Source organism: Bifidobacterium sp. FKU, from assembly GCF_026016385.1.
Taxonomy (GTDB): Bacteria; Actinomycetota; Actinomycetes; order Actinomycetales; family Bifidobacteriaceae; genus Bifidobacterium; species Bifidobacterium infantis.
Genome location: NZ_CP092888.1, coordinates 2,082,406 through 2,106,999 on the forward strand (window position 1 = coordinate 2,082,406; position 24,594 = coordinate 2,106,999).

23 protein-coding genes and 1 riboswitch are annotated in these 24,594 nt (G+C 60.6%); of the genes, 13 read left to right on the forward strand and 10 right to left on the reverse strand.

Annotated features, from left to right (window positions below):
• Positions 1–8 precede the first annotated feature (8 nt).
• From serB to fmt, 4 genes are read left to right on the forward strand one after another with little or no spacing between them, the layout of a single operon-like run.
• Complete coding sequence (gene serB, locus MMB48_RS09410; RefSeq protein ID WP_032745410.1) at positions 9–731, forward strand: phosphoserine phosphatase SerB; 723 nt, start codon at positions 9–11, stop codon at positions 729–731.
• Positions 732–770: 39 nt separating this feature from the next.
• Positions 771–3,083 (forward strand): primosomal protein N', encoded by a 2,313-nt coding sequence (locus MMB48_RS09415; protein ID WP_032745412.1) that lies wholly within the window; start codon positions 771–773, stop codon positions 3,081–3,083.
• Positions 3,084–3,141: 58 nt separating this feature from the next.
• Positions 3,142–3,846 (forward strand): HAD family hydrolase, encoded by a 705-nt coding sequence (locus MMB48_RS09420; RefSeq protein WP_032745413.1) that lies wholly within the window; start codon positions 3,142–3,144, stop codon positions 3,844–3,846.
• A gap of 23 nt (positions 3,847–3,869) precedes the next feature.
• On the forward strand, positions 3,870–4,856 hold the full coding sequence (fmt, locus tag MMB48_RS09425; protein WP_032745414.1) for a methionyl-tRNA formyltransferase: 987 nt from the start codon (positions 3,870–3,872) through the stop codon (positions 4,854–4,856).
• Between the two features lie 92 nt (positions 4,857–4,948).
• Here the strand turns inward: fmt and ilvD are convergent, their stop codons facing one another.
• Complete coding sequence (ilvD, locus tag MMB48_RS09430; protein WP_080714938.1) at positions 4,949–6,811, reverse strand: dihydroxy-acid dehydratase; 1,863 nt, start codon at positions 6,809–6,811, stop codon at positions 4,949–4,951.
• Between the two features lie 202 nt (positions 6,812–7,013).
• Between ilvD and rpoZ the strand changes: the two genes are divergently transcribed.
• From rpoZ to MMB48_RS09455, 5 genes are all read left to right on the forward strand, one after another.
• Positions 7,014–7,298, forward strand: a complete 285-nt coding sequence (rpoZ, locus tag MMB48_RS09435; RefSeq protein WP_032745417.1) for a DNA-directed RNA polymerase subunit omega — start codon at positions 7,014–7,016, stop codon at positions 7,296–7,298.
• A gap of 222 nt (positions 7,299–7,520) precedes the next feature.
• Positions 7,521–7,580, forward strand: a riboswitch (SAM riboswitch).
• Positions 7,576–8,796 (forward strand): methionine adenosyltransferase, encoded by a 1,221-nt coding sequence (metK, locus tag MMB48_RS09440; protein WP_032745419.1) that lies wholly within the window; start codon positions 7,576–7,578, stop codon positions 8,794–8,796. It overlaps the preceding riboswitch by 5 nt.
• A 315-nt stretch (positions 8,797–9,111) precedes the next feature.
• On the forward strand, positions 9,112–10,479 hold the full coding sequence (locus MMB48_RS09445) for an ABC transporter permease (protein WP_032745420.1): 1,368 nt from the start codon (positions 9,112–9,114) through the stop codon (positions 10,477–10,479).
• Complete coding sequence (locus MMB48_RS09450) at positions 10,476–11,699, forward strand: ABC transporter permease (RefSeq protein ID WP_032745422.1); 1,224 nt, start codon at positions 10,476–10,478, stop codon at positions 11,697–11,699. The genes MMB48_RS09445 and MMB48_RS09450 overlap by 4 nt, the downstream gene beginning before the upstream one ends.
• A 12-nt stretch (positions 11,700–11,711) precedes the next feature.
• Positions 11,712–12,347 carry an ABC transporter ATP-binding protein gene (locus MMB48_RS09455; protein ID WP_032745423.1) on the forward strand — a complete coding sequence of 212 codons (636 nt, stop codon included), beginning with the start codon at positions 11,712–11,714 and terminating at the stop codon, positions 12,345–12,347.
• Positions 12,348–12,507: 160 nt separating this feature from the next.
• On the opposite strand, the gene MMB48_RS09460 is transcribed toward MMB48_RS09455, so the two are convergent.
• From MMB48_RS09460 to MMB48_RS09470, 3 genes are all read right to left on the reverse strand, one after another.
• Complete coding sequence (locus MMB48_RS09460) at positions 12,508–13,026, reverse strand: low molecular weight protein-tyrosine-phosphatase (RefSeq protein ID WP_012578405.1); 519 nt, start codon at positions 13,024–13,026, stop codon at positions 12,508–12,510.
• A 123-nt stretch (positions 13,027–13,149) separates the two neighbouring features.
• A complete protein-coding gene (locus MMB48_RS09465) occupies positions 13,150–13,812 on the reverse strand; it encodes a dihydrofolate reductase (protein WP_014485141.1) in 663 nt (220 codons plus the stop codon).
• Positions 13,813–13,921: 109 nt separating this feature from the next.
• On the reverse strand, positions 13,922–14,722 hold the full coding sequence (locus MMB48_RS09470; protein WP_080714953.1) for a thymidylate synthase: 801 nt from the start codon (positions 14,720–14,722) through the stop codon (positions 13,922–13,924).
• A 199-nt stretch (positions 14,723–14,921) separates the two neighbouring features.
• Between MMB48_RS09470 and MMB48_RS09475 the strand changes: the two genes are divergently transcribed.
• On the forward strand, positions 14,922–15,335 hold the full coding sequence (locus tag MMB48_RS09475) for an OsmC family protein (protein WP_007052358.1): 414 nt from the start codon (positions 14,922–14,924) through the stop codon (positions 15,333–15,335).
• Positions 15,336–15,436: 101 nt separating this feature from the next.
• Here the strand turns inward: MMB48_RS09475 and MMB48_RS09480 are convergent, their stop codons facing one another.
• From MMB48_RS09480 to MMB48_RS09495, 4 genes are all read right to left on the reverse strand, one after another.
• Entirely contained in the window at positions 15,437–16,474 is a 1,038-nt protein-coding gene (locus MMB48_RS09480) for a universal stress protein (protein WP_032745426.1), read from the reverse strand.
• Positions 16,475–16,644: 170 nt separating this feature from the next.
• Positions 16,645–17,382, reverse strand: a complete 738-nt coding sequence (locus MMB48_RS09485) for a C40 family peptidase (RefSeq protein WP_032745427.1) — start codon at positions 17,380–17,382, stop codon at positions 16,645–16,647.
• Between the two features lie 154 nt (positions 17,383–17,536).
• On the reverse strand, positions 17,537–18,283 hold the full coding sequence (locus MMB48_RS09490) for an NlpC/P60 family protein (protein WP_012578410.1): 747 nt from the start codon (positions 18,281–18,283) through the stop codon (positions 17,537–17,539).
• A gap of 212 nt (positions 18,284–18,495) precedes the next feature.
• The gene (locus tag MMB48_RS09495) at positions 18,496–19,452 is read right to left on the reverse strand and encodes a CHAP domain-containing protein (RefSeq protein WP_032745429.1); all 957 of its coding nucleotides are present in this window, start codon (positions 19,450–19,452) and stop codon (positions 18,496–18,498) included.
• Positions 19,453–19,844: 392 nt separating this feature from the next.
• On the opposite strand from MMB48_RS09495, the gene serC reads away from it, so the two are divergent.
• Positions 19,845–20,987, forward strand: coding sequence for a phosphoserine transaminase (serC, locus tag MMB48_RS09500; RefSeq protein WP_032745431.1), 1,143 nt, complete (start codon positions 19,845–19,847; stop codon positions 20,985–20,987).
• A 130-nt stretch (positions 20,988–21,117) separates the two neighbouring features.
• Positions 21,118–21,372 carry a DUF2530 domain-containing protein gene (locus tag MMB48_RS09505; RefSeq protein WP_013141263.1) on the forward strand — a complete coding sequence of 85 codons (255 nt, stop codon included), beginning with the start codon at positions 21,118–21,120 and terminating at the stop codon, positions 21,370–21,372.
• Positions 21,373–21,378: 6 nt separating this feature from the next.
• Here MMB48_RS09505 and MMB48_RS09510 read toward each other — a convergent pair whose 3' ends face one another.
• A complete protein-coding gene (locus tag MMB48_RS09510) occupies positions 21,379–22,572 on the reverse strand; it encodes a sensor histidine kinase (RefSeq protein ID WP_032745432.1) in 1,194 nt (397 codons plus the stop codon).
• Positions 22,573–22,762: 190 nt separating this feature from the next.
• On the opposite strand from MMB48_RS09510, the gene phoU reads away from it, so the two are divergent.
• Positions 22,763–23,437: a phosphate signaling complex protein PhoU gene (gene phoU, locus MMB48_RS09515; RefSeq protein WP_012578414.1), complete on the forward strand. Its 675-nt coding sequence runs from the start codon at positions 22,763–22,765 to the stop codon at positions 23,435–23,437.
• 415 nt (positions 23,438–23,852) lie between these two features.
• Here the strand turns inward: phoU and MMB48_RS09520 are convergent, their stop codons facing one another.
• On the reverse strand, positions 23,853–24,593 hold the full coding sequence (locus tag MMB48_RS09520) for a phosphoglyceromutase (RefSeq protein WP_007052347.1): 741 nt from the start codon (positions 24,591–24,593) through the stop codon (positions 23,853–23,855).
• Position 24,594: the final 1 nt, after the last annotated feature.

Sequence of the window (24,594 nt, forward strand, 5' to 3'; positions counted from 1 at the left end):
TCAGGAGCATGACGCAAGAAGATGTGCATTTTATTGACAAGTCCGCCGAGAGCGAAGTTGGGAGCCCGGCTGGTTCTGCGGTTTTTGTGCCGACGCTGAGCGAGCCCGGCCTGCTGGTTATGGATGTGGACTCCACGCTCATTGACGAAGAGGTTATCGACGAGTTGGGCGTGGTGGCTGGCTGCGGTGAGGAGATTGCCGGAGTGACCGCACGCGCCATGCGCGGCGAACTGGAGTTCTGCGACGCCTTGCGTGCTCGTGTGGCGCTGCTGAAGGGGCTGCCGGTTTCCGCGTTCGATACGGTGCATGACAAGCTGCATTTCACCAAGGGTGCGCTGGAGCTTATCGACACGCTGCATGAACACGGTTGGAAGGTCGGCGTGGTGTCCGGCGGCTTCCATGAAGTGGTCGATATGCTGGCGGCCGAGGGCCATATCGACTATTGGATCGCCAACCGGCTTGAGGTTGCCGATGGGTGCTTGACCGGCAAGGTGCTCGGCGAAATCGTGAGCAAGACCGTGAAGTTGCACGTCTTGCAGACATGGGCGGACCGTTTGGGTATTCCGATGAGCCAGACCGTGGCTGTGGGCGATGGCGCCAACGATATTCCGATGATTCAGGCCGCCGGTCTGGGTCTCGCGTTCTGTGCCAAGCCAAAGACCCAGCTCGCCGCCGACAAAACCATCAACGACCGCGACCTAACCCACGTACTCGATTACCTGCGCCGGTAAAATTTTACCGACCTCGGCTCCGGCACTTATAGTTGAGCCATGACTACTTCAGGCGCAGAACAGCTGACGCTTGCGGGGCTGGCTCCCCGCAAGCGGCGTAAACGTGCGCCTGCGGAGCATACGCCGGCCGAGCAGCATCCCATAGCGCAAGTCGTGCTGGATGTGCAGGCGCTCCACCTCGGTCAGACATTCGATTACTTCATTGATGAAAAAGACAGCGAGGCCGCACAACCGGGTGTGCTGGTGCGCGTGCGGTTTGGCGGTCAGAGGGTCAGCGGCGTGATCTGGGCACGCACCGATACCAGCGATACGCCGCGCTCTTCGATTCGCTATATCGAGCGAGTGCTAAGCCCCGATGTGCTGGTTCCCGCTTCGATGCGTGAGGATATCGGTCTGGTTGCCAAAGCCTATGGCGGCACACGGGCCAATATTCTGCGTTTCGCCGTGCCACCGCGCGTGGCCAAGGTAGAGACCGAGCAGCGGTTGGCCGCGTCGTTCCGTCGGCCGGTCGGCGGCTCATTGCCGGATAATACGCAGGGTGGTTTTGCCGGGCGTGGCACCAATCCCGATGGGACCAAACCTGCTGGCTCTACCTTTGCCGTTGCCAGTACCGTTTCGGAGGGAGCTGCGCAGGGGTATCGTCGTCTGACCGCCAATTACGCCGATGTCAATGTGCTTCATGACGCGCTTACCGGTCAACGTTTCCAATCTTTTGTGTTTGATTCGTTGCCCGGTGCACAGGAGTGGCAACGAAACATGGCATGGATGGTGGCCACTGCGTTGAGTGCCGGTAAGGCTGCCGTAGTTGAATTGCCCACCATGCGCGAGGTCGAAGACCTGATGCCTATGCTACGCAATTATGGACTCAAACCGTTCGCCCCGGCACCCGCCGGCGGCTGGGTGGGCGACGTCGCCGTGCTCAATGCGGAGACCATGCCTGCGGCCGACCGGTATCGCACGTATCTGGCCGTGGCATTGGGCCAGGTGAAGGTGGTGATCGGCACCCGCGCGGTGATGTATGCGCCGGTTGCAGGCCCGGCACTGTTCGCCATTCTGGAGGATGCCGCCTATCAGAACATGGACGGTATGATGCCATATCCACAGGCCCGTGGCGTGATGCGGCTGCGCGCCAAGTCCCATGGCGGCGTGTTCGTGGCCATGGCCAATGCGCGCACCCCGCAAAGCCAGTGGGAAAACACCGGCCCGGATACGGTGGAGACCCCGGTAAGCGGCTATTCCACCGCGATTCACCCGCTCGCCTCGCCGCTGAAGGATGCGACGCCTTGGGTACGTTGGCTCAATCGCGATGAGCTTGCGCGTCTTGCCGACCCGTCCATCGGCGCACGTGTGCCGCATACAGCTGTCCGCGTGCTTTCCAAAGCGCTGGAGAGCGGCCCGGTGCTGTTGTCCATTCCGCAAGACAATGTCAGCGAGACCTTGAGCTGTGCGAAATGCCATCGTCAGGTGCGCTGCGCCAAGTGTTCCGGACCATTGCAACTGCCGGCCGACCGCCGGGACTCCACACCGCGATGCCGCTGGTGCGGGGCTGCCGCCATCAACTGGAAGTGTCCGGGCTGTGGGCATGAACGTATGCGCGTGGTGCGCGTGGGTGCTGCAGGCACTGCGGCTGAACTGGCCGGATTGTTCCGTGGCGTGCCAGTAGTTTTGTCCAGCAAGACGCAGGGTCTGGTGCGCGATGTGGCTTGCCAGCCGATGATTGTCATCGCCACTCCCGGTTTCGAACCGCGCGTGCGTCCGATCAGTGCCGAGCAGGGAACATCCGGTCATGAGTATCGCGCAGTGGCCGTGCTCGACGCTTGGACCAGCCTGTATGCGTTGGGCGTGGATGCTCGGTTGGATACGTTGACCGCGTGGATGCGTGCGGTGTCGTTGTGCGCGCCGCGTTCCCGTGGCGGCCAGGCGTTGATTCTCGGCGAAACCGACCCGGCCATCGCCCAATCGCTGATGCTCTGGGATTCGAGGATTCTTGCAGCCAAGGATCTTGAGGAGCGTGTGGAGACCGGTATGCCGCCGGCCGTGGCCGCCGCCTGCGTGTGGGGCCGCCGTGATGCGGTGATGACGCTGATGCAGCGTATCGGCGCCCTGGGCGGCGATTGGACGGCCTGCGGCGAGCTGCCCGGCATGTTGGGCCCGGTGCCGATCGCGCAACCGGACACGGTCGACGCCCGGGAGCTCGAAGCCACGGCCGACCGGGTGAAGGCAGTAATCCGTGTGCCGCAGAGTCGGCGAGCCGAGCTGGCGGCCCGACTGCACCGGGAAACCGCTCGTCATGTGGCGTCCCGCGAACCCGGCGAGCTTCGCTTCCGAGTAGATCCCAAAGACCTGATCTAATCGTCTTCAACACGTGAAACGATAATTACGGAACGAACATCGCTATAAGGAGGACACCATGAAGGGCTGGCCTGGAGAGCCGGATATGGATTACGACGTGCTGGTCGCGGACGGCGAGGCCGCTGCGAACGCCGGCAAGCCGATCACCGACGTGATCTTCGATTTCGGCAACGTGCTGATTTACTGGGATCCGGCCGCCGTACTCATCCCCCGCTACAGCCAGAAGACCATCGACGAATTCCTCGACAACGACATCTCCGGCTTCTACGATGCCAACGACCTGATGGACGGCGGCACCAGCACCGACGAGGCCATCGCCATCATGCGCCGTGACAAGGGCGATAAGTGGGCGGACATCCTCGACTACTACATCAAGAACTTCCGCGACTCCCTGACCGGCATCGTGCCGGGCGCGCGCGTGCTGGTCAATGACCTGAAGGCCGCCGGCATCGGCGTGTGGGGCCTGAGCAACTGGGAATCCAGCCTGTTCCACGTGGCCGAGGAACAGTGCGATATTCTGCAGCAGCTTGATGGCAAGCTCGTCTCCGGTTTTGTCAAGCTGCGCAAGCCGCACAAGGAAATCTACGAGGCCGCGTTGAACCAGTTCGGCATCAATGCCGATGGCGCGTTGTTCATCGACGACAAGGCCATGAACATCGTCGGCTCGAATGCGGCCGGCATCCGTGGCGTACGTTTCCAGGATCCGGTCAAGCTGCGTGAACTGCTCATCGCCAATGGCGTGAACATTCCGGCCGTGCAGTGAGCATCGACATTTCAAGGAGGACCATGCTCAAACTCGTATTCGCCGGCACCCCCGACGTGGCGGTGCCCTCGCTCAAGGCCTTTGCCGCCGACCCACGCTTCGACGTGGTCGGCGTCATCACCCGCCCCGACGCGCCTACCGGTCGCGGCCGCAAACTCACGCCCAGCCCGGTCAAGGCGAAGGCTCTGGAACTCGGGCTGCCCGTCATCGATCTCAAACCCCGCTCCCCCGAATTCATGGAGGCGTTGAACGACCTGCATGCGGATATCGCCGCTGTCATCGCCTATGGCAATATCCTGCCTAAGAACGTACTCGACGCAGTACCCATGGGCTGGTACAACCTGCATTTCTCCAACCTGCCAAAGTGGCGTGGCGCCGCTCCCGCCCAGCGTGCGATTTGGGCAGGCGACCCGACCACCGGCGCCGACGTGTTCAAGGTCGGCGAGGGCTTGGACGATGGCCCGATCGTCGCTTCCCTGACCATCGAACTGACCGGCCGTGAGACCTCCGGCGAACTGCTTGACCGTCTGGCCGAAGAAGGCGCACCCATGTATGTGGATGCTCTGGCCGCCGTCGGCGAAGGCACCGCCACATTCACCGCGCAGCCGGCCGAATGCCTGGAATATGCGCACAAGATCACGGTGGAGGACGCCCGCATCAGTTGGACGGACGAGGCCGGAGCCATCGACCGCCAGATTCGCGCCTGCACGCCACATCCTGGGGCATGGACCGAACTGTTTGCGGAGGGGCCAATCGCCGATAATGACGGGTCAACCGCTAAATCCCTCACCCTGCATATCCTCGCCGCGCAACCGGCCGACCAGTCCAATCCCAACACTCCGGCCGATCTCAAGCCCGGCGAGCTGAAGGTGGGCAAGAAGAACGTGTGGGTTGGTACCGGCAGCACGCCGCTGGAACTCACCCAAGTCAAGGCGCAGGGCAAGAAGGCCATGCGCGCCGCCGACTGGGCCCGAGGCGCACGCCTCTCCCCCGCCGCCTGCGTGCGATAACAAGCAATATCGCTCCCGTCATCGGAAGCACAGCAAAAAGCCCGGCATCTTCGCGAGGAAGATACCGGGCTTTTCAGCTATACAATCGGCGATCAGTCGAGACCGGAGAGCTTGTTGATCAGCTCCGGGTCACGCGTCGCACCCTTGTCGGCCGAGCGGGCGAAGGCGGCGTACGCCTTCAGCGCTTGGGAGACGTGGCGGTTGCGGTGAGCCACGTAGCCGTCGCCGGCCTCGAGTTCACGGCGACGCTCGTCCAACTGCTCGTCAGTCAGTTCGACGTTCACGGAACGGGCTTCGATATCGATATCGATGATGTCGCCGTTCTTGATGAGCGCCACCGGGCCCTTATTGGCAGCCTCAGGCGCCATGTGGCCGATGGCCAAACCGGAGGAACCGCCGGAGTAGCGACCGTCGGTGAGCATGGCGACCTGCTTGCCGATGCCCTTGCCCTTGACGAAGGAGGTCGGGTACAGCATTTCCTGCATGCCCGGGCCACCCTTCGGGCCTTCGTAACGAATCACAAGCGCCATGCCGGGCTTCAGGGTATCGTTCAGAATGACCTCGATGGCCTGCTCCTGGGAGTCGACCACCAGAGCCGGTCCACGGAACTTCCAGATCTCCGGCGGAACACCGGCGGTCTTGACCACGCAGCCGTCGGGGGCCAGGTTGCCGCGCAGCACGACGAGGCCGCCTTCGTGAATCTCCGGGTGGTTGATGTCGTGGATGGCGCCGTTGGTACGGTCACGGTCGAGCGAGTCGAACAGGGTGGTGTGCGTCCACGGCTCCGGGGAGATGATGTGGCCAGGAGCGGCCTTGTACATCTGCTGGGCTTCCTCGGTGCAGGTCGGGCGCATGATGTCCCAATCAGCCAGCTTGGCTTCCAGCGTCGGGTAGTCGATGGAGTGCACGTTGGTGTGCAGCTTGCCGGCGCGGTCGAGCTCGCCAAGGATACCGGTGATGCCGCCGGCACGGTGCACGTCGGAAATCTCCCACTTGCCGGACGGCGAGGCCTTGCAGATGCACGGCACGGTGTGGGAAATGCGCTCGATGTCGTCCAGGGTGAAGTCCACGTCGGCGGACTGGGCCATGGCGAGGATGTGCAGCACGGTGTTGGTGGAACCGCCCATGGCCACATCCATGGTCATGGCGTTCTCGAAGGCTTCCTTGGTGGCGATGGAGCGCGGCAGCACGGAATCGTCGGAATCGTCGTAGTACTGGTGAGCGATCTTGACGACCTGCTTGGCGGCACGCTCGAACAGGTCCTTGCGGTAGGAGTGGGAGGCGAGGATGGTGCCGTTGCCGGGCAGGGCCAGGCCGATGGCCTCGGTCAGGCAGTTCATCGAGTTGGCGGTGAACATGCCGGCGCAGGAGCCGCAGGTCGGGCAGACGGTCTTCTCATAATTGAGCAGTTCCTCATCGGAGACGCTGTCGTCGGCGGTGGCGTACATCACGTCGATAAGGTCGGTGCTCTTGACTGTGCCGTCGGCGAGCACCGTGGTGCCGGCCTCCATCGGGCCACCGGAGACGAACACGGTCGGAATGTTGAGGCGCAGGGCTGCCATCAGCATGCCCGGCACGACCTTGTCGCAGTTCGGAATGCAGATCAGGGCGTCGGCGCAGTGCGCGTTGCACTGGTATTCGACGGTGTCGGCGATGATGTCGCGGGAAGGCAGGGAGTAGAGCATGCCAGTGTGGCCCATGGCGATGCCGTCGTCCACGGCCATCGTGTTGAACTCGCGCGGAATGCCGCCGGCTTCCCTGATAGCCTCGGAAACGATGCGGCCGACCTTGTTGAGGTGGACGTGGCCGGGCAGGAACTCATCGAACGAGTTGGCGATGGCGATGATGGGCTTCTTGCCCATGTCGTCTCCGCTGACGCCCGCAGCACGGTAGAGGGCTCGGGCGCCTGCAAAGACGCGCCCTGACATAATTTTTGCAGATCGCATTTCAGTCATGGCTCTATTCAAGCCTTTGCGAGGGACACGCCACTTGTCAAGAGTCGAATAATGGAATCGGCAAAAACGTAACGTTTCTTACACATATTTTTTGGAATACATTCCTCTGGCGAGAGTCCGGTATAGGGCTGACAGAAGTCCCCCCAAACGGCTACACTTGCTTCGGCTGAGATAGATTTTCCAATGTTTGGAGATAAGAACAATGGCTTTTGGTACTGACCCGACACCCGACGGTCTTGCAAACCCGCCGATCGACGACCTGATGAAGCACGCCGATTCCAAGTACGCGCTGGCCATTTTCGCCGCCAAGCGCGCACGCCAGATCAACTCCTACTTCACGCAGCTCAACGAGGGCCTGCTGCAGAACGTCGGCCCGCTGGTCGAATACCAGAACAACGAGAAGCCTCTGTCCATCGCCTTCCGCGAGATCGACGATGGTCTGCTTGAGGAGACCTTGGGCGAGGACGACGCCAACGAGGGCAACTGATCGATTCCGACAATTCGTTTGGATTGTTTGGACAGTTCGTCGCCGAATGATGGTTTGAGAGTTCTCTCACAACTGATTTTGAGCGACACGCTTGCCTGAGTTATCGCAATCAGCTATAACTCATCATCAGGAGCGAACAAGACGTAAGGCTCGAGCCACCGCGCTGGTTGGCACGAGCCTTTATTTATGCCCGCTTCCGCAGTAACAAGTAAAAATTGACACCGTATCATTGTGCCTCGCATCCCGCGGGGCGATAAGTCCTGAAGAAAGGGATGATATGACAGAAGAACATCGGCTTATCTCCGCCGAATCCGTGACCGAAGGCCACCCTGACAAGGTCTGCGATCAAATCTCCGACGCCATTCTTGATGATCTGCTGGCCCAGGATCCGTCCAGCCATGTGGCCGTGGAGACCTCCGCCGCCACCGGCGTGTTCCTGGTCTTCGGCGAAGTCACGTCCAAGGGGTACTGCGACGTGCAGTCCAAGGTCCGCGAAACCCTGCGCAACATCGGCTATACCTCTTCCGAAGTCGGCCTTGACGCCGATTCCTGCGGCGTGGTCGTGGCCATCACCGAGCAGAGCGCCGAAATCAACCAGGGCGTTGCCCGTCTGACTGGCGATCAGGAGACCGCCGCCAGCCGCGAAGAACGTTACGAAGCACAGGGTGCCGGCGATCAGGGCGTGATGTTCGGCTACGCCACCGACGAGACCCCGACGCTGATGCCGCTTCCGATCTACTTGGCACATCGCCTCGCCTTCCGTCTGACCGAGGTGCGCAAGTCCGGTGAAGTGCCGCACCTGCGCCCGGACGGCAAGACCCAGGTAACCATTGAGTATGACGATAACGATAAGCCCGTTCGTCTGGACACCGTGCTGATCTCCACCCAGCATGATCCTGAGGTTACGCAGGATTGGCTTGCTGTTGAGCTGAAGAAGCACGTGATTGACCCGGTGCTTGATGAGGTGCTGGGTTCCAAGGTGCCGCATGACAACTACCGCCAGCTGGTCAACCCGACCGGTTCGTTCATCCTGGGCGGCCCGGCGGCCGACGCCGGTCTGACCGGCCGCAAGATCATCGTCGACACCTACGGTGGCGCCGCCCACCACGGCGGTGGCGCGTTCTCCGGCAAGGACCCGTCCAAGGTCGATCGTTCCGCCGCGTACGCCACCCGTTGGGTTGCGAAGAACATCGTGGCTGCCGGCCTGGCCCACAAAGTCGAGATCCAAATCGCCTACGCTATTGGTGTTGCCGACCCGGTATCCGTCAACGTAGAGACTTTCGGCACCGAGCAAGGCGTGACGCGCGGCCAGATCACCGCCGCCGTACGCAAGGTCTTCGACCTGCGCCCCGCCGCCATCATCGACGAGCTCGACCTGAAGCGCCCGATCTACTTGAAGACCGCCGCGTATGGCCACTTCGGACGTACCGACGTCGAGTTCCCGTGGGAAAAGACCGACAAGGTCGAGGAGCTCAAGGCCGCGATTGCTGCGGAGTGAGGTGTTCTAATTAGGGCAGGGAGACCATGAGAATAGGGGGCTTTCCGTGCAATCCACTATGACGTGCCGCTCCTCGTGTTCGCCGCCTCGAAGGTGAGGAGCGAGCGCTGATTCCTCTCGGGCCGACGCATCGACGCGGCCCGAGATGGACCAAAATCCAGAATAACCGACATTCGCCGCTGTTCCGTTTTTCGCCCAAGGCGTATCTCTTCCCGTATCTTGAGGTGCATCATGTATTGTCGCGGCTAACCAACCGGCGAAACGCGGCATGTTTCGCATTTTGGGCGAAAAGCCCAAGGCCTACAGGAGGTATTGATGACGTTCGTTGCACGGTCGGTGCGCTATGTGCTCAGAAAACGAGTGCGAACCATAGTGCTCCTCATAGTACTGACCATCATAACGGCGAGTATGCTATCCACGATCGCGGTTTCTCGGGCAGCTCAACAGGCCGCCGGACGAATCGAGAAGGAAGCGGTCGGCGGGTTCGTGCTGGCCAGCAACCTGCAGGGCAGCATGCTCACGCCTCGCGGAGGTGGCATGGTGCGTCCCGCCGACGTGCGCAGGATCGCCCAACTGCCCGGGGTCGATTCGTATATGGTCCGTCAGAACGCCACCGCCGATCTCGTGGGGGCGAATGTGGCGAAGGTCCCCGGCGGCGATGATTACGATGCGACCAAGGAGCAGCAGTTCGGCAACGCCGCCAACGTCATAGGCACGAATGATTCGTCGAAACTCAACGTGTTCACGTCGCGCACGCTCGGCATGGCCGAAGGACGGCATCTGAAGGCCTCCGACAAGTACACGTCGATGATCCATGAGGATCTCGCCAAAGCCAACGGGCTCAAAGTCGGAGACACGCTCACGCTCAAGGCCAACGCCTACGACGCCGACAACGAATCACATTCGACGGCGACCGTCAAGACCACCATCGTGGGCATATTCAAGGGCGACAGCGCCAGAAAGGTATCCAGCCGAGCGGAACTCACCGCCAACACCATCTACACCGATCTGGATACCACACGCGATCTGTACCAGTACAAGGACGGCAAGGAAATATACCAGGACGCCACCTTCGTGCTGTCCAAGGGCGTTGACGTGGAGAAGACCATGGACGCCGCGAAGAAACTCCCGGTGGATTGGAACAACTATCAGATCACGCGCAACGACCAGTATTCGTCGAGCATGCTGCATGCCGCCCGCGGCGTGCGCTCCATGATGCGCGGCGCCCTGATCGGCGTGACCGTCTCGGCCGTGCTCGTGCTCAGTCTCATGCTGCTGCTGTGGATGAACGACCGCCGTCAGGAGATGGGCATACTGGTGTCCCTTGGCGTCGGCAAGCCCTCCCTGGTCGCCCAATACCTCGCCGAGATGGTGCTGATCGGTCTGCCGTCCCTCGTCCTCGGCTGGCTGTGCGCGCAGGGAATGGCCCAATGGCTCGGCACCACGGCGCTCCATTCCGTGAACGCCTCCGCGGCGAAGGAGCTGAACAGCATGGGGCAGGTCGGCGGCGATCTTGAATCCAGCATGTCGGTGCGCACCCTGGATTCGCTCACGGTGTCGGTCGATGGGACCGCCATGCTGTACGTGGCGCTCGGCCTGTTGGCGGTGATGCTGGTGTGCGTCGCGGTGGCGTGCATGCCGATGCTGCGCAAATCGCCGCGAGACCTGTCGGAGATTCGATGATGAGCATGAATGTGTGGAAGCGTGCCACGTTGGCGATCGTGCGCAAGCCGGTACGCAGCGGCATCATCGGTCTGCTGATGCTGATGGTCTTCACGAGTCTGGTGGCGCAGGTCGGAGTCTCGACGGCCCTGCGTACCATGTCCGACAGCATCGGCGCGGGCATGGGCATAGGGTTTACCGTCAGCGCCGGCGAGAATCCCATCAGCGCCGAGGAGGCGAGCCGGTTCTCGCATATCCCCGGTGTGACGAAGACCGCCTATGCGACGAAGACCTTGGCGCAGGTGGATGGCGCGCGCCCGGTCATGCCCCGGCAGGGCCCCCGGCTGGACTCCGATCTGGGCATGCAGGTCAGCGTGCTGGGCACCACCGATTCCTCATTGTCCGAGGAATTCCAGAGCGGCCTGTACCGCCTGGAGCAGGGCCGCCATATCTCGGGCGACGGCGACGATGTGCTGGTCCACCGCGACTTCGCGCTGCAGAACGGCCTATCGGTCGGCTCGACATTCCGTCTCCGGCAGGAGGGGCGCAACGCCACGGTGCGTGTGGCCGGGATCTTCTCCGGTAACGTGCAGGCCCAAAGCCCCCTGCCCTCGGACACTTCCGAGAACCTCATCTATTCGGGCAGGCGAGTGACCTCCGCTCTGACCGGCAACGACCAGATCGGCATGATCCGATGCCTGTCGGATAATCCGCAGGACCTGTCCGCGGCGGTCAGTCAGGCCAAGACCATGGCCGGTGGCAAGTACGACGTCACCGACGATTCGGCCCGGCTCTCCGGCGTCCTGCAATCCGTGCAGACGGTGCGTGATCTGGTGCGCATGGTGCTGCTGTCCGTCTGCCTCGCGGACGTACTGGTGCTGGCGATGGCGCTGGTCTTCTGGATTCGCTCACGCATCCATGAGATAGGCACGCTTCTGGCCCTCGGCATCGACAAGATGCGGATAGTCGCACAGCTCGCCATCGAAACCGGACTCATGGCGGCGGTCGCCGCCCTGTGTTCGCTGGGCACCGGCGCCATGCTGTCGGGATACGTGTCTTCCCGACTGTTGCGCGATTCGGGCGTCGCGCCGTTGGAATCGTTGCACGTGGAGGCCTTGCCGCCTGAGCAGACGGTGCTCATCCTGCTGCTCGGATGCGCGGTCATCGCCGTGGCCCTTGCCGTGTCATGCGCCGCCGTGCTGTCCAAATCCCCGAAATCCATTCTTTCCTCTATGCGTTAGGAGTCACCAATCATGTCTAACTGTCTGCAACTGGACCATGTCGATTACGCCTACGGCGCGGCGAAGATCCTTGTTCTCTCGGATGTCAGCGCGGATTTTGAATCCGGGAAGATGTATGCGATCACCGGCCCGTCCGGCGCCGGCAAGAGCACGCTGCTGTCGCTGCTGGCCGGCCTGGACGCCCCCTCCCGGGGAGTGGTCCGCTTCGAGGGGGAGGACATCGCCGCATCGGGTTATGCGAAGCACCGTCGGGAGCACGTGTCCCTGGTGTTCCAGGACCATAACCTGATCGACTACCTCACCCCCGAAGAGAACCTGCGGCTGGTCAGCGCCAAGGCCGATATGAAGATCCTCGAGGAACTGGGTTTGAGCCGTGAGGAATCCAAGCGCAACATCATGCACCTGTCGGGCGGCCAGCGTCAACGGGTGGCGGTCGGCCGCGCGCTGGTCGCCCCGGGCCGCGCGATCCTCGCGGACGAGCCGACGGGCAGCCTCGACCCGGAGATGACCGACGAGGTGATTCATCTGCTGCAGCACGCCGCCCATCAGCTCGGCAAATGCGTGATCGTGGTGACGCATTCCAAGCGCGTCGCCGACTCCGCCGATGTCGTGCTGCGTCTCAGGGGCAAGAAACTGATCCGGGCGTGACTCACCTGGGCCGGGCGGCACCCATACACCGCTTCGGCATTTCGGCACCCGGCGACCCGCTTCGCGCTGCCACCTCCCTTTGTAAGGGAGGTGGCAGCGCGAAGCGGTGACCCGCAGTCGTAAGACTGCGAAACACACAACATCGGCCACAGGCCGATTCCTACAGCTGCTTCGCCACCCAATCGACGATGTACGGGGCGACTTCCTCAATCTGGTCGATGGCGACCTCGAACTCGTGCTTGCCGCCGTACCACGGATCCACCAGATCGATCTGATCTTCGCGGCCGGGCTTCGGCTTGGGCAGATTCGGGTCGAAGCTGCGGTACATGTGCACTTCGGCGCGCTTGCCGGACGGCAGCATGCGCAGTAGGGCGCGCATGTGGGAGGCGGTCATCGGCAGGAACAGGTCGGTACGGTCGATTTCCTCACGTGAGATGCGGTGTGCGAAGTGGTCACGCGGAATCTCATCACCATAGCCACGTTCGCGTAGCACGCGCACGGCACGCGGGTCGATCGGGTGGCTCCACTCCTCGTCGGACACACCACTGGATTCCACGTTCACCTGGTCGCCAAGACCGCGCTCATTAAAGAAGTGACGCAGAATGATCTCGCCCATAGGCGAACGGCAGATATTGCCGGTGCAGACGGTCATTACGGTGTAGGGCTGGGTATTGCTCATAGCTTTGAATAAATCCTCAATCGGACTTCAACGGGCCGCACACGGCCCGACTGTATTGTTGGGGTCGAATGAATATGAATCCGGCTCATGCCGCTATAAAGGGCATAAGCCGGATTCGCATGCTCACTTGGTTTTAGCCAAGATACGGAAACGATAGGAATCGATGCCGGACTCCTCCTTGGCGGGCGTATGCCACTCGCCCACTTCGGCTTCCCGCCACATCCCGGCCTCGACCAGCGACGCCATATCAGGCGCGTAGCTGTCGGCATCCACGGTGGCGGCCAGATCAGTCACATAGGCTTTGTCCGCGAACGGCAAAGCCTCGGCGAACAGCTGGGCACCGCCGATGATCCAAATCTCCGAACGGTCCAGACCGTCGTCCGGAATCGCCTCCTGACGGGCCATATCGAGCGCGTCGTCAAGACTGGTGACCACAGTGGCCCCCGGCGCACGGTACATCGGATCGTGGGAAACGACGATGTTGTCGCGGTTGGGCAACGGCCGGTACTTGACCCCCAGCGATTCCCAAGTCTTACGACCCATAATCACCGGATGGGAGACGGTCAGCTCCTTGAAATGCTTCATATCCTCGGCACAGTGCCAAGGCATGCCGCCATTGAGGCCGATGGCACCGGCGCGACCTTCCTTGTCGCGGGCTTCGGCCCAGATAAGATTCACCGAGAAGGTCTTGGGATAATCGTCACCCCAGTCTTCTTCAGTGGCAGACAGCCCGGCAGATCCGGGCTCGGGTTCGTGATAGCCGCTACGGCTACTGTCATGCTCCATTTCGCTTACTCCTCCTGGATTGCGGAACTGGGCCTTAGTGTAGTGGACAGCGAAGACTCGGGGTCCGTCACCTTCACAGTCTTCGCTGTCCACGAAATGGTAATCAGCATCAGACCGCAACAGGTGCCTTAATAGTAGGGTGATGCTGGTAGCCGACGACCTTGAAGTCCTCATACTGGTAGTCGAACAGAGAATCGGCCTTACGGATCTCGATGGTCGGGTACGGGTAGGGCTTGCGGCCCAGCTGCTCAAGGAACTGGTCGACGTGGTTGTCGTAAACATGGCAGTCGCCGCCGGTCCAGACGAATTCGCCCGGCTTGAGCCCGGTCTGCTGCGCCATCATCATGGTGAGCAGCGAGTAGGAGGCGACGTTGAATGGCACGCCGAGGAACATGTCACAGGAACGCTGGTACAGCTGGCAGCTTAGCTTGCCGTCGGCCACGTAGAACTGGAAGAGCGCGTGGCAGGGCGGCAACGCCATCTTCTCCACCTCGGCCGGATTCCACGCGGAGACGATCATGCGGCGCGAATCCGGATGATGCTTGATGAGGTCGAGCACATTGAAGATCTGGTCGATGGTGCGATTCGGGTCCTCGGGGGTCGGCGCGGGCCAGGAACGCCACTGCACGCCATAGACCGGGCCCAGATCGCCGTTCTCGTCCGCCCACTCATCCCAAATATGCACGTTGTGCTCCAGCAGCCAGTTGATGTTGGAGGAACCCTTCAAAAACCACAGCAGCTCATAGGCCAGGCCTTTGAAGAACACGGTCTTGGTTGTCAGCAACGGGAAGTACTTCGACAGGTCAAAGCGCATCTGCTGGCCGAACAGGGAAATCGTGCCGGTGCCGGTGCGATCGGACTTCAGCGTGCCTTCGGTCAGGATCTTGCGCACCAGGTCCTCATAGGGCATCGGAATGTCCGTTTCGGGACGTGCGGGGATACGGGAGCGAATATCTGCGAGTTGTTCTTCGGTCAAAGCCATGTGCACCAGTGTAGCTTAGGGGCATAATAGAGAAGTCCAATGATGCGGGAGAGCGGCCAGGTGCCGCGCTCCCCCGCTGGCATGGCGATGGGCCAGATCGTCGGCGGCTGAAAATAAAGGAGCAGCTATGGGTAAGCGACTGTGGGTTGAGCGCAACAAAGACGGTTCGTGGGATGCGTTCAGCGACGATGGCGCACACATTAAGTTCGGCAAGGATCGCGGCCAGTTCACGCCGGGCGATCTGATGAAGGTCGCGCTGGCCGGTTGCGCCGCGCTGTCCAGCCAGTTCGCCATCGAACATACGCTGGGTGAGGGCAAGGGTGCCAAGATTGTGGTGGATGGCACGTACGACCCTGAGAACGACGCCTACACCGGTTTCGAGGAGCAGGTGGTGATTGATGCTTCCGACGCCGGGCTGTCCGAGGAGGATGCCGACAAGCTCAAAGAGCGCGTCACCCGCCATATCGACAAGGGTTGCACAGTCAAGCACACCTACGTGCAGGAGACCCCGGTGCGCATGAACGTCACTGTCAAGCACTAGGGAAACACAGCAAGGCCGGGGGAAGGGACGGCGGCCGCACCGCATCCCTTCCCCCGGCCGTCTTGGCGACGCCCCGTCGCAGGACCCATCGCGTCCGGAGTCTAGTGCTTGTCGGGATCGATGGTCTTCTCGATTTGCCGCGCGACCTCGGGTTCGGCCGCAGGCACCGGTACCTCTTCGACGCCGGCGATATCCTCCAAGGACTTGGTGGGTATCTCGGCGGGCGAGCTCGGCACGGTGTCGAGACGCGATTCCGCGGCCTCAACGTACTTGCGCGGCACCACGTACACCGGGCCGGCCGCATGCTGCAGCAGTCCCTGGCTGGTGGAGCCCAGCAGCAAGCCAGTGAAGCCGCCACGACCACGGGAACCGACAACAACCACATCGTGATCGTAGCTGGCCTTGGTCAGTGCGCTGACGGCCGGGCCGGAAACGATCCGCTTGTTGATCTTCAGATCAGGATGCGATTCCTGCAACGGCTTGATACGCACCTCAAGATCGTCCTTGTAGGACTCCATGACGGCGTCCTCGCCATCCACGCCCTTCATGTTCGGCACGGCGGAAATCACGTCCAGTTCCGCACCCCAGCATGTGGCGAAGTCGGCGGCAATATCCAGTGCCTTCAGCCCCCACTTGGATTCGTCGGAGCCGACGGCCACCTTGGTGATTGTGTTGTTCAGGTGCATCAGGTTACCGTCATCATCGGTGTACGGCACCACCACAATCGGGCAGTAGGCGTATGCCGGCAGCGACGAGGACGTGGTGCCCAGCAGACGCTCGGCCAGACCGCCCTTGCCACGGTTGCCGATGACGATCAGATTGTAGTTACGCGACAATTCGACGAACACCGATGCCGGATCTCCGGTAACAATCAGTGTGGCGGCTTCGACGCCCTGCTCGTCTGCGATGGCCTTGGCCTTGGACAGAATCTCCTGAGCATCGGAATGTGCGGCGTTATCGTCCCCCATCGCCGTGTAAGTGGCATCGAACGAAACGGCGGCATAGCTCGGCAGGGAATATGCGCAGACAATCTGCAGCGTCAGCCCCGCGTGCTTTGCATAATTCGCGGCCCACCATGTTGCCTTGTAACTGGCATGCGACCCGTCAACGCCGACGAGAATGGCCTTGTCGTTAATCATGACGACCTCCTTGAAGGTATCCGCGGCACGAATACCGCGTATCTCCAACAATACCCCGCGACACTCGGTTTGGCCGGTATCCTCCGCTCAAAAAGATATTCGTGTATACGAAAAAAGGCACATCCCACAGGACGTGCCTTAATACGAATTCGCTTACCGCATAATTCTTGTCACATCACGCGGCGAATGGAATATCCAGCTCCACCGAATACGGAAACGCCGCTTACTGCCGTTCCCTGCACCGGGTTCATAGCATTCATCACCTGTCCGTTACCGATGTAAATGGCCGCATGAGTACCATTCGCAAGAATGTCACCCGGCTTGGCATCCGCCAAGCTTGCGATCGGAGTACCCACAGTGGCTTGAGCACCAGAGGTTCGCGGCAGGGAGATGCCAAACTGGGAGAAGACGTACTGTACAAAACCAGAGCAATCCCATCCTGCCGGAGTGTTGCCGCCGGCAACATACGGATAGCCTTGGAACTTCAGTGAGAAGCTAGCAAGCTCAGCGCCAGTGCCAGTCATCTTACCCAAGTCAACCTGTGGAATCGACGCACGCTGTTCAGAGCGGCTGGCTGCCGCAGCAGCAGCGGACTGGGCTGCCGCAGCTTCATCAGCGGCTTTCTGAGCCGCCGCCGCAGCAGCAGCTTCCTTCTCGGCCTGAGACTCGGTCTGTGGCACATCAAGAGTCTCAATGCCACCCCATTTAGAGTTCTCGTCAACCGAAGTGGAGGTGGATTCGGCGAACAGATTCTTCTTCACCGAACTCGCCTTCGGGAAAGAACGTGAGGACACCACAGCACTCGTCTGCGCGGAATCGGCAGAGGCAAACGGGGCTACGCATGCAAACATGGCACCCGTGGCGATAACCGCCACTGATGTGGAAATAATATTCTTAACGTTCGTCATCAGCGCCTTACCTTAGCACACATGGGTCGATTTTATAACAGGAATATCATTTCGAAGATGATGTCGCGGGTGTATCACTCGGCAGGAGAACGCAACAGGCCTCGGGTACCGATTGGCATCCGAGGCCTGCAATATATCAATCAATAAGACTACATCACGGGATACGCACCACGATGGTGAGCTTTTCGGTCATGGCACTAGCGAGAGCCACGCTATGGCCATTCCATCCACCATGGACCGCCTGACCGTTGCCGACATACAACGCCACATGATCGTAGTGTGCACCACCGTTCCATCCACCGGTGTTGGCATAAATCAGAATATCGCCCGGCTGCAGGGACCCGTCTGTAACTACGTGGCCACCAGGAACATTGACGTACTCTTCAGGCCAACCGTGGAAGTTAATGCCACGGGCCGCCAACGCTTGACTGACCAATGCGGTGCAGTCCATGCTCTGTCCGATCAACGAGTAGGCACGGTCAACGGAAGCAGCGGCACCAGCGGAAACCGAACCACTGGCATCGGAATAAGTAACAGAAGAGCGAGACTCATTACGGCTCGCGGCGTTGGCCTGATCCCGAGTCGCCTGAGCCTCGGCCTCCGCCTGCTTCTTGGCCTCCTCTTCGGCAACCTTCTTGGCCGCTGCGGCATCCTTTTCCGCCTGAGATTCCGTTTGCGGCACATCGAGGTTCTCAATGCCACCCCAATCAGCATTGTCCTCAACGCTCGTGGCAGTGGCTTCAGTCGTCAGATCTTTGCGCACCTGGGTATACGAGGGGAAGGACTTGGTGGAAGTCACAGTAACACCCTCAGCTGCAGTTGCTGTAGGAACAAACATAAACAAGCAAGCACAGGAGACAATCGCGGCAACAATGGAAGAAGCTACAGTTCTAGTCTTCATAGAACCATCACCCTACACGGTGCGCATTAACTCGTACAGGATGGAAGGAATAAAACACCTCGGAGCTATTGGGATATATCGGCGTGTCGGCATAGGTCAGTTCGGACTAATACGCGGCCGCAACACTTGAAATGTCATTTCGCGCGAACGATTGCCGATAGGGCGACGTCACATCCGAACAGCAATCATCGAATGTAAGCCAATGAAATGAATCAGTAGTGAACGTACTGGAGCTTACCGGCTTCGGCGGCGCTGAACGTACGGGTCGAAATCACGCCCAATCCCTTGGCATTGGATTCGGAGATCTCAATGGAGCCGTCGGCATTGATCTTTTCCAGAACGGCAACATGGCCGTACGTGCCATCGGCATTGGCCTGGCCAGGAGCGAACACCACAGCATCACCGACATGGCGAGGAGTGTTGTCCACCCAATAGCCCAGAGCGGAAGCTGACGCCGCCCACTCGCCACCATTGCCGAAGTTGCCGCTGGAAGGCAGTCCCAGTTCGGCACGACGCTGGTACGCGTACCACGTGCACTGACCCCACGGATAGTTGTTGGAGTTGGTGCCAACGGCATGGTTCGGGTTGAAGCCAGCCGGCACAGCATCGCCATCGACATCCATGAGAGCCGACACCACAGGATTGTTCGCATTATTGCGATTCATCAGCTTGGCGTCCAAGGTGCTGTCTGATTTGCTCAGCCCCCAACCGCCTTCATTGGTGGACTGTGCGGTAACGGAGGATGAACTCAAATCCATACGTGCTTCTGAACGAGAAGCCGCAGTCACATCGCTGATGCGCTTAATCTGCGTGGTCGTCGTGGCCGGATCAGCCACGAACGGGTTCACGGCGTCTTCATTGCTGGAAAACGCGAGAGCGCCTGCGGCCGTGCCGACCAGAGCAGCCAGTGAGGCCGAGGCAAGAATATGGCTACGGTGTTCAGCGGCACGAGCGGCCTCACGAATGGAACGACGAGTCTGGGGAGCGATTTCGTTGATCTTCTCGGCAATGGCCGGATCAAGCCCCAAAACAACAGCGTCGCTACCAGCGGATTGCACCGCGCGCACGGCACGAACGGAATGAGAACCCTTGCCGGAGGCAAACAGTGCCTTCGCTAAGCTGAACTTCTGGCGCGAGACCGTGGTCGCTTTATGCGAAGCATGCTTCATACTACGTTAACTCCTTGGATGGGTTCGGCGGGGTCATTGCGATGACCTCGTATGACCGTCACGATTGAGTACTGTACAACAAACAGAGGTCAATCCTCAATGCGATTCCCTGCCATCCGGGCGTGTCAAACGATTTACGTAACCGTGCGGCAGGGTGAAAGACTGCCTTGTTTCCGCCCGTTCACGAACCTCACTATCCGGTTATCGGAAGAATCACTAACTCATGTCATTCCGACACACCGTAGCCATGATGTGCTGCGTACATTCTGCACTGCATTCCGCATTGCCACCACTGCCGCCCGGCACCCCGGAATTCCGCAGTAGCCCCGCAGTAATCCCGCACACCGAGCATTATCCGCGATATTCCCCAACACTGGTCTACCCTTGAAACCATGACTATCACACTGAGTATTCCCGAGTCGCTGAAGCCCGAAGATGGTCGCTTCGGCTCCGGTCCCAGCAAAATCCGCCCCGAACAGATCGCCGCGCTCGATGCCGGCGCCACCACCCTGCTTGGCACATCACATCGCCAGGCACCAGTCAAGCAACTGGTCGCTTCGATTCGTGAAGGTCTGCGCGAGTTCTTCCACCTGTCTGAAGGGTATGAGGTGGCGCTTGGCAACGGTGGTGCCAGCGCGTTCTGGGAGATTGCCTGCGCTTCACTGATCACCCGTCGCGCCGCATTCGGCACGTATGGCTCGTTCAGTGCCAAGTTCGCCGCGTCCGCCGCGAACGCACCCTTCCTTGAAGACCCGGTGCTGTTCCCCGGCGAGCCGGGCACTTACCGTCTGCCTGAGCTCACCGAGGGCGTGGACACATATTGCTGGGCTCACAACGAGACCTCCACTGGTGTGGCCGCCCCGATTCGCCGCGTGGCCGGAAGTCGTGAAGCCGGTGCCTTGACCGTCATCGACGGCACCAGCGCAGCCGGCGCTTTGCCTGTGGACATCAGCCAGACCGACGTCTACTACTTCTCACCGCAGAAGGCCTTCGGTGCCGATGGCGGTCTGTGGGTCGCCATCCTCTCCCCCGAAGCTATCGATCGTGCGGCAGGCGTCGAATCAAGCGCTCATCTGGAAGGCGCACATCGCTGGGTGCCGCCGTTCCTCTCGCTGACCACGGCACTGAACAACTCCCGCAAGGATCAGACCCTGAATACGCCCGCCGTGGCCACCCTGATCATGATGGAAAACCAGATTCGCTGGCTCAACAACAACGGCGGCCTCGCCTGGGCCACCACGCGTTGCGCCAAGTCCGCATCCATCCTGTACTCGTGGGCCGAGCGCTCCGAATACGCCGCTCCGTTCGTCGTCGATGCGGACGCCCGCTCGAACGCCGTGGTCACCATTGATCTGGACGAGCGCGTCCAGGCCTCCCAGATACTGTCCATCCTGCGCGAGAACGGCATCGTGGACGCCGCCGGCTACCGCAAGCTGGGCCGCAATCAGCTGCGCGTTGGCGTGTTCCCCTCGGTGGAGCCGGCTGATGTCATGGCCTTTACCAAGTGCGTCGACTATGTGGTCGAGCACCTGTGATGGAGGTCTATGCCTCGCATGGCCGACCATATATGCCATGCACATTGATCGGTCTCAACTGATACCGATTGAATAAATCGTAGGGAGGGATGTTTGACGCCCCTCCCTACTCTTACTACAGTGCATGAGTATGAAGTTCGCGCCTCTCATTGACCCTGCCGTCCGCAAGCCCGCACCCAAGCCCGTACGGGTGGATCTGCGAAAGGTGTTTGCCATCGGTACCGGTCTATGGATTGTGGCGTTGATTGTCGTGCTGATTCTGCTGGCCGTGGGCTACAGCGTAATGCCGTTGGTGATTATGTGCGTGGCCGGTGTCATTATTGGCTTGCTACTGCTGATTTGGGAATACTTCGACCGCTGGGACTACCGCCGCCTCGGACAGTAATAAAGTTCACTGCGCCAACGGCAACGTCAGGCTGAACGTACTGCCTTGCCCGGGCGCGCTCCATACAGTCACATCACCATGATGGGTCAGCGCCACATGCTTGACGATGGCCAGGCCCAGTCCCACACCCTCCGCCGTGCGATTGCTCTGTTCCGCACCCCGATAGAACCGCTCGAAGATGCGCGCCTGATCCTTCTTAGCGATGCCCGTGCCTTGGTCGATCACGCGAATCACCGCACGGTCGCCATCCTTGTCTTTGGATGCGGACACGCTGACCACGCCATTTTCCTTGGAATAGCCGATGGCGTTTTCGATGAGCTTGGTCACGGCGCCGTCGATCTGGTCCGCCTCACCATTGATGACTAGATCATCGTCGCCCTTGATGTTCAGCTGCACGCCAGCCTCGGCTGCCTGCGGCTCTAGTCGCGCCGCCGTGGCCCTGAGCTGTTCCATAACGTTCAGTCGGTTGGCGGAAGACGGCGTAATCGGCTCCTGTGCGCGTATGAGCAGTAGCAAATCGGACACCATATGGTTGAGCTTGCTGCAGCTGGAACGCACCTGGCGGGCATCGGCAGCCACCTGCTGTTCGTCCAGATTGCCGGACTCCAGCGAATCGGCGAGTTTGGCCAGAGCTTCGGTGGGGCCCAACAATTGCTCGGACACATTGGTAATAAACGAGTCACGCACTTGAGCGAAACGAATCACGTCACTGACATCGGTAATCAACACGATAACGAACTGCTCGTTGATACGCCCCACAGTCACCTTCAGCCAGTTGGGGCGGTGGACGGACTGCGTGGCGACGTGATCGCCCTTGTTCTGGGCCACGACGTACCGCTCCGGAGTATCGGTGGTCAAGTCGAACTGGCGCTTGCCACCGGACTTGCGCGCCTCGTGAATGGCATCCAGCACTTGCTGCTGGGCAATGGCGTCATCCGACACCACACCCAGGCGGTAGGCGGCGGGATTGCAGCGGACCACCTCGTCGTGCTCGTCGACCACCACGGACGCACCCGGCAGCATGGACAGCAGCGTGGCAGTGTCGTCGGACAGATCGTCATTATCGTCATCATCGGCCAGCGGCGATTCCACGTACACTCGATGTGTCGCAAATCCCACGATGAGCGTGATGATTCCCACCACAAATAAAACAGCCGCGACAATAAGAGCAATCGCGGCGACGAGCGGCATCTGTGTCATGCCCCCATTCTTTCACACCACACGCTGGGATTGCGGTTTCCCGGCACGCCGGTAACATGAATTTCAGGTGAACAACCCAATGAACAGTAGAACAACTTGAGGTTGCCATTACCTACGTTGAAGTGGGGAGCAAGTACTGGAATAATACACTGGTACAGGTTGCAGTAAGCAAGCATGAAAGGCTAGAGAAATGCGCGTTATTTTCAACGAGGAGCTGAAGCAGGTTGCCGATGACCTCGACCGTATGGCGCAGGACGTGCGCAAGGCGATCAACGGCGCCGGGGAAGCCCTGCTGAACCAGGACATTGAGGCTGCACAGACTGTGATTGACGGCGACATCGAGATCGACGCCCTGGAGTCCTCCGTGATCGACCAGTGCGTCAAGCTTCTCGCCAAGCAGAACCCGGTGGCCACCGATCTGCGTGTAGTCGTTTCCACCATGCGTCTGGCTTCCACGTTCGAGCGTATGGGCGATCTTGCCCGCCACGTGGCCGAGGCCGCTCGCCGCACCTACCCCGCCGCCGCGATTCCTGAATCCGCTCAGCCGGTGTTCGCCGAGATGATCGACTTCCTGGACAACACCGCTGACCAGCTGGTGGCTATGCTCTCCGATCGCGATGCCAAGACCGCCGAGGCCATCATCCTGGCCGACGACAAGCTGGACAACCTGCACCACCAGACCTTCGATCTGGCGCTGTCCGATGACATCACCCGCCAGCAGACCGTGGATATCGTGCTGCTGGGCCGTTTCCTGGAGCGCCTCGGCGATCACGCCGTGTCCGCCGCCCGTCGCGTGGTGTACATCGTCTCCGGCTTCGACCCCACCAAGGAACCGGCCCGCGATGAAGGCACCGACATCGACTGATTGGGAGCCTGTCCTCACATTGGGCGAATAACTGAACACTTGTCCTCCTATGGTTTGAGGAGGATGCCCGAAAGCGGCGATCCGGCTACGGCTGGACGCCGTTTTTTGTTGCTTTTGGGCGGTACATCGGCGTATCCATGGGGCGGCAAAACACCCATAGGGCGGTAACTTGCCCATGGGGCGGTTTGAAGGATATGTGAAACCGCGGAATTAAGCCATTCTGGCATACCGCCCCATGAGAGTTTTACCGCCCCATGAGGGTTTTAACGCCCCATGAGGGTTTTACCGCCCCATGAGGGTTTTACCGCCCCATGGGGTGATCACCGCCCCATGGGGATTTGGCAGGCATAGCAAAGGGGAGCCGCACGTTATGTGCGACTCCCCTTACAGCTTGTACCGTGTTAGCGGCTTAGGCTCACTTCTGGCCCTGAGCGGCGACGGCGGCGGCACCGGCAGCAGCAGCCTCCGGGTCCAGGTACTCGCCACGCGGCTTGATCGGCTTGAAGTTCTCGTCCAGCTCATAAAGCAGCGGGATGGCGGTCGGGATGTTGACCTTGGCGATCTCTTCCTCAGACAGGTTGTCCAGCATCTTGACGATGGCGCGGAGGGAGTTACCGTGGGCAGCAATCAGCACGGTCTTTCCGGCCTTGAGCTCCGGCTCGATAGCGGATTCGAAGTACGGCTTCACACGCTCAACAACGTTGGCCAGGCACTCGGCTTCCGGAACCGGATCGCCGGCGTAGCGCGGGTCGTTGTTCTGGGCGTACTGGTCGTTCGGGTCGATCTCGGGCGGCGGGGTGGCGTAAGAACGGCGCCACAGCATGAACTTCTCATCGCCGTACTCTTCGCGGATCTCGGTCTTGTTCTTGCCCTGCAGAGCGCCGTAGTGACGCTCGTTGAGACGCCAGTCACGCTGAACCGGGATCCACAGACGATCTGCGGCATCCAGAGCGATGTTGGCGGTGTTGATAGCGCGACGCAGCAGGGAGGTGAACACAATGTCCGGAAGGACGTTCTTCTCCTTGAGCAGCTCGCCGCCACGCTTGGCTTCGGCTTCACCCTGTTCGGTCAGCGGAACGTCGACCCAGCCGGTGAACTGATTGGTTTTATTCCATGCGCTCTGTCCATGACGGAGCAGTACTAGTTTGTAGGTCATA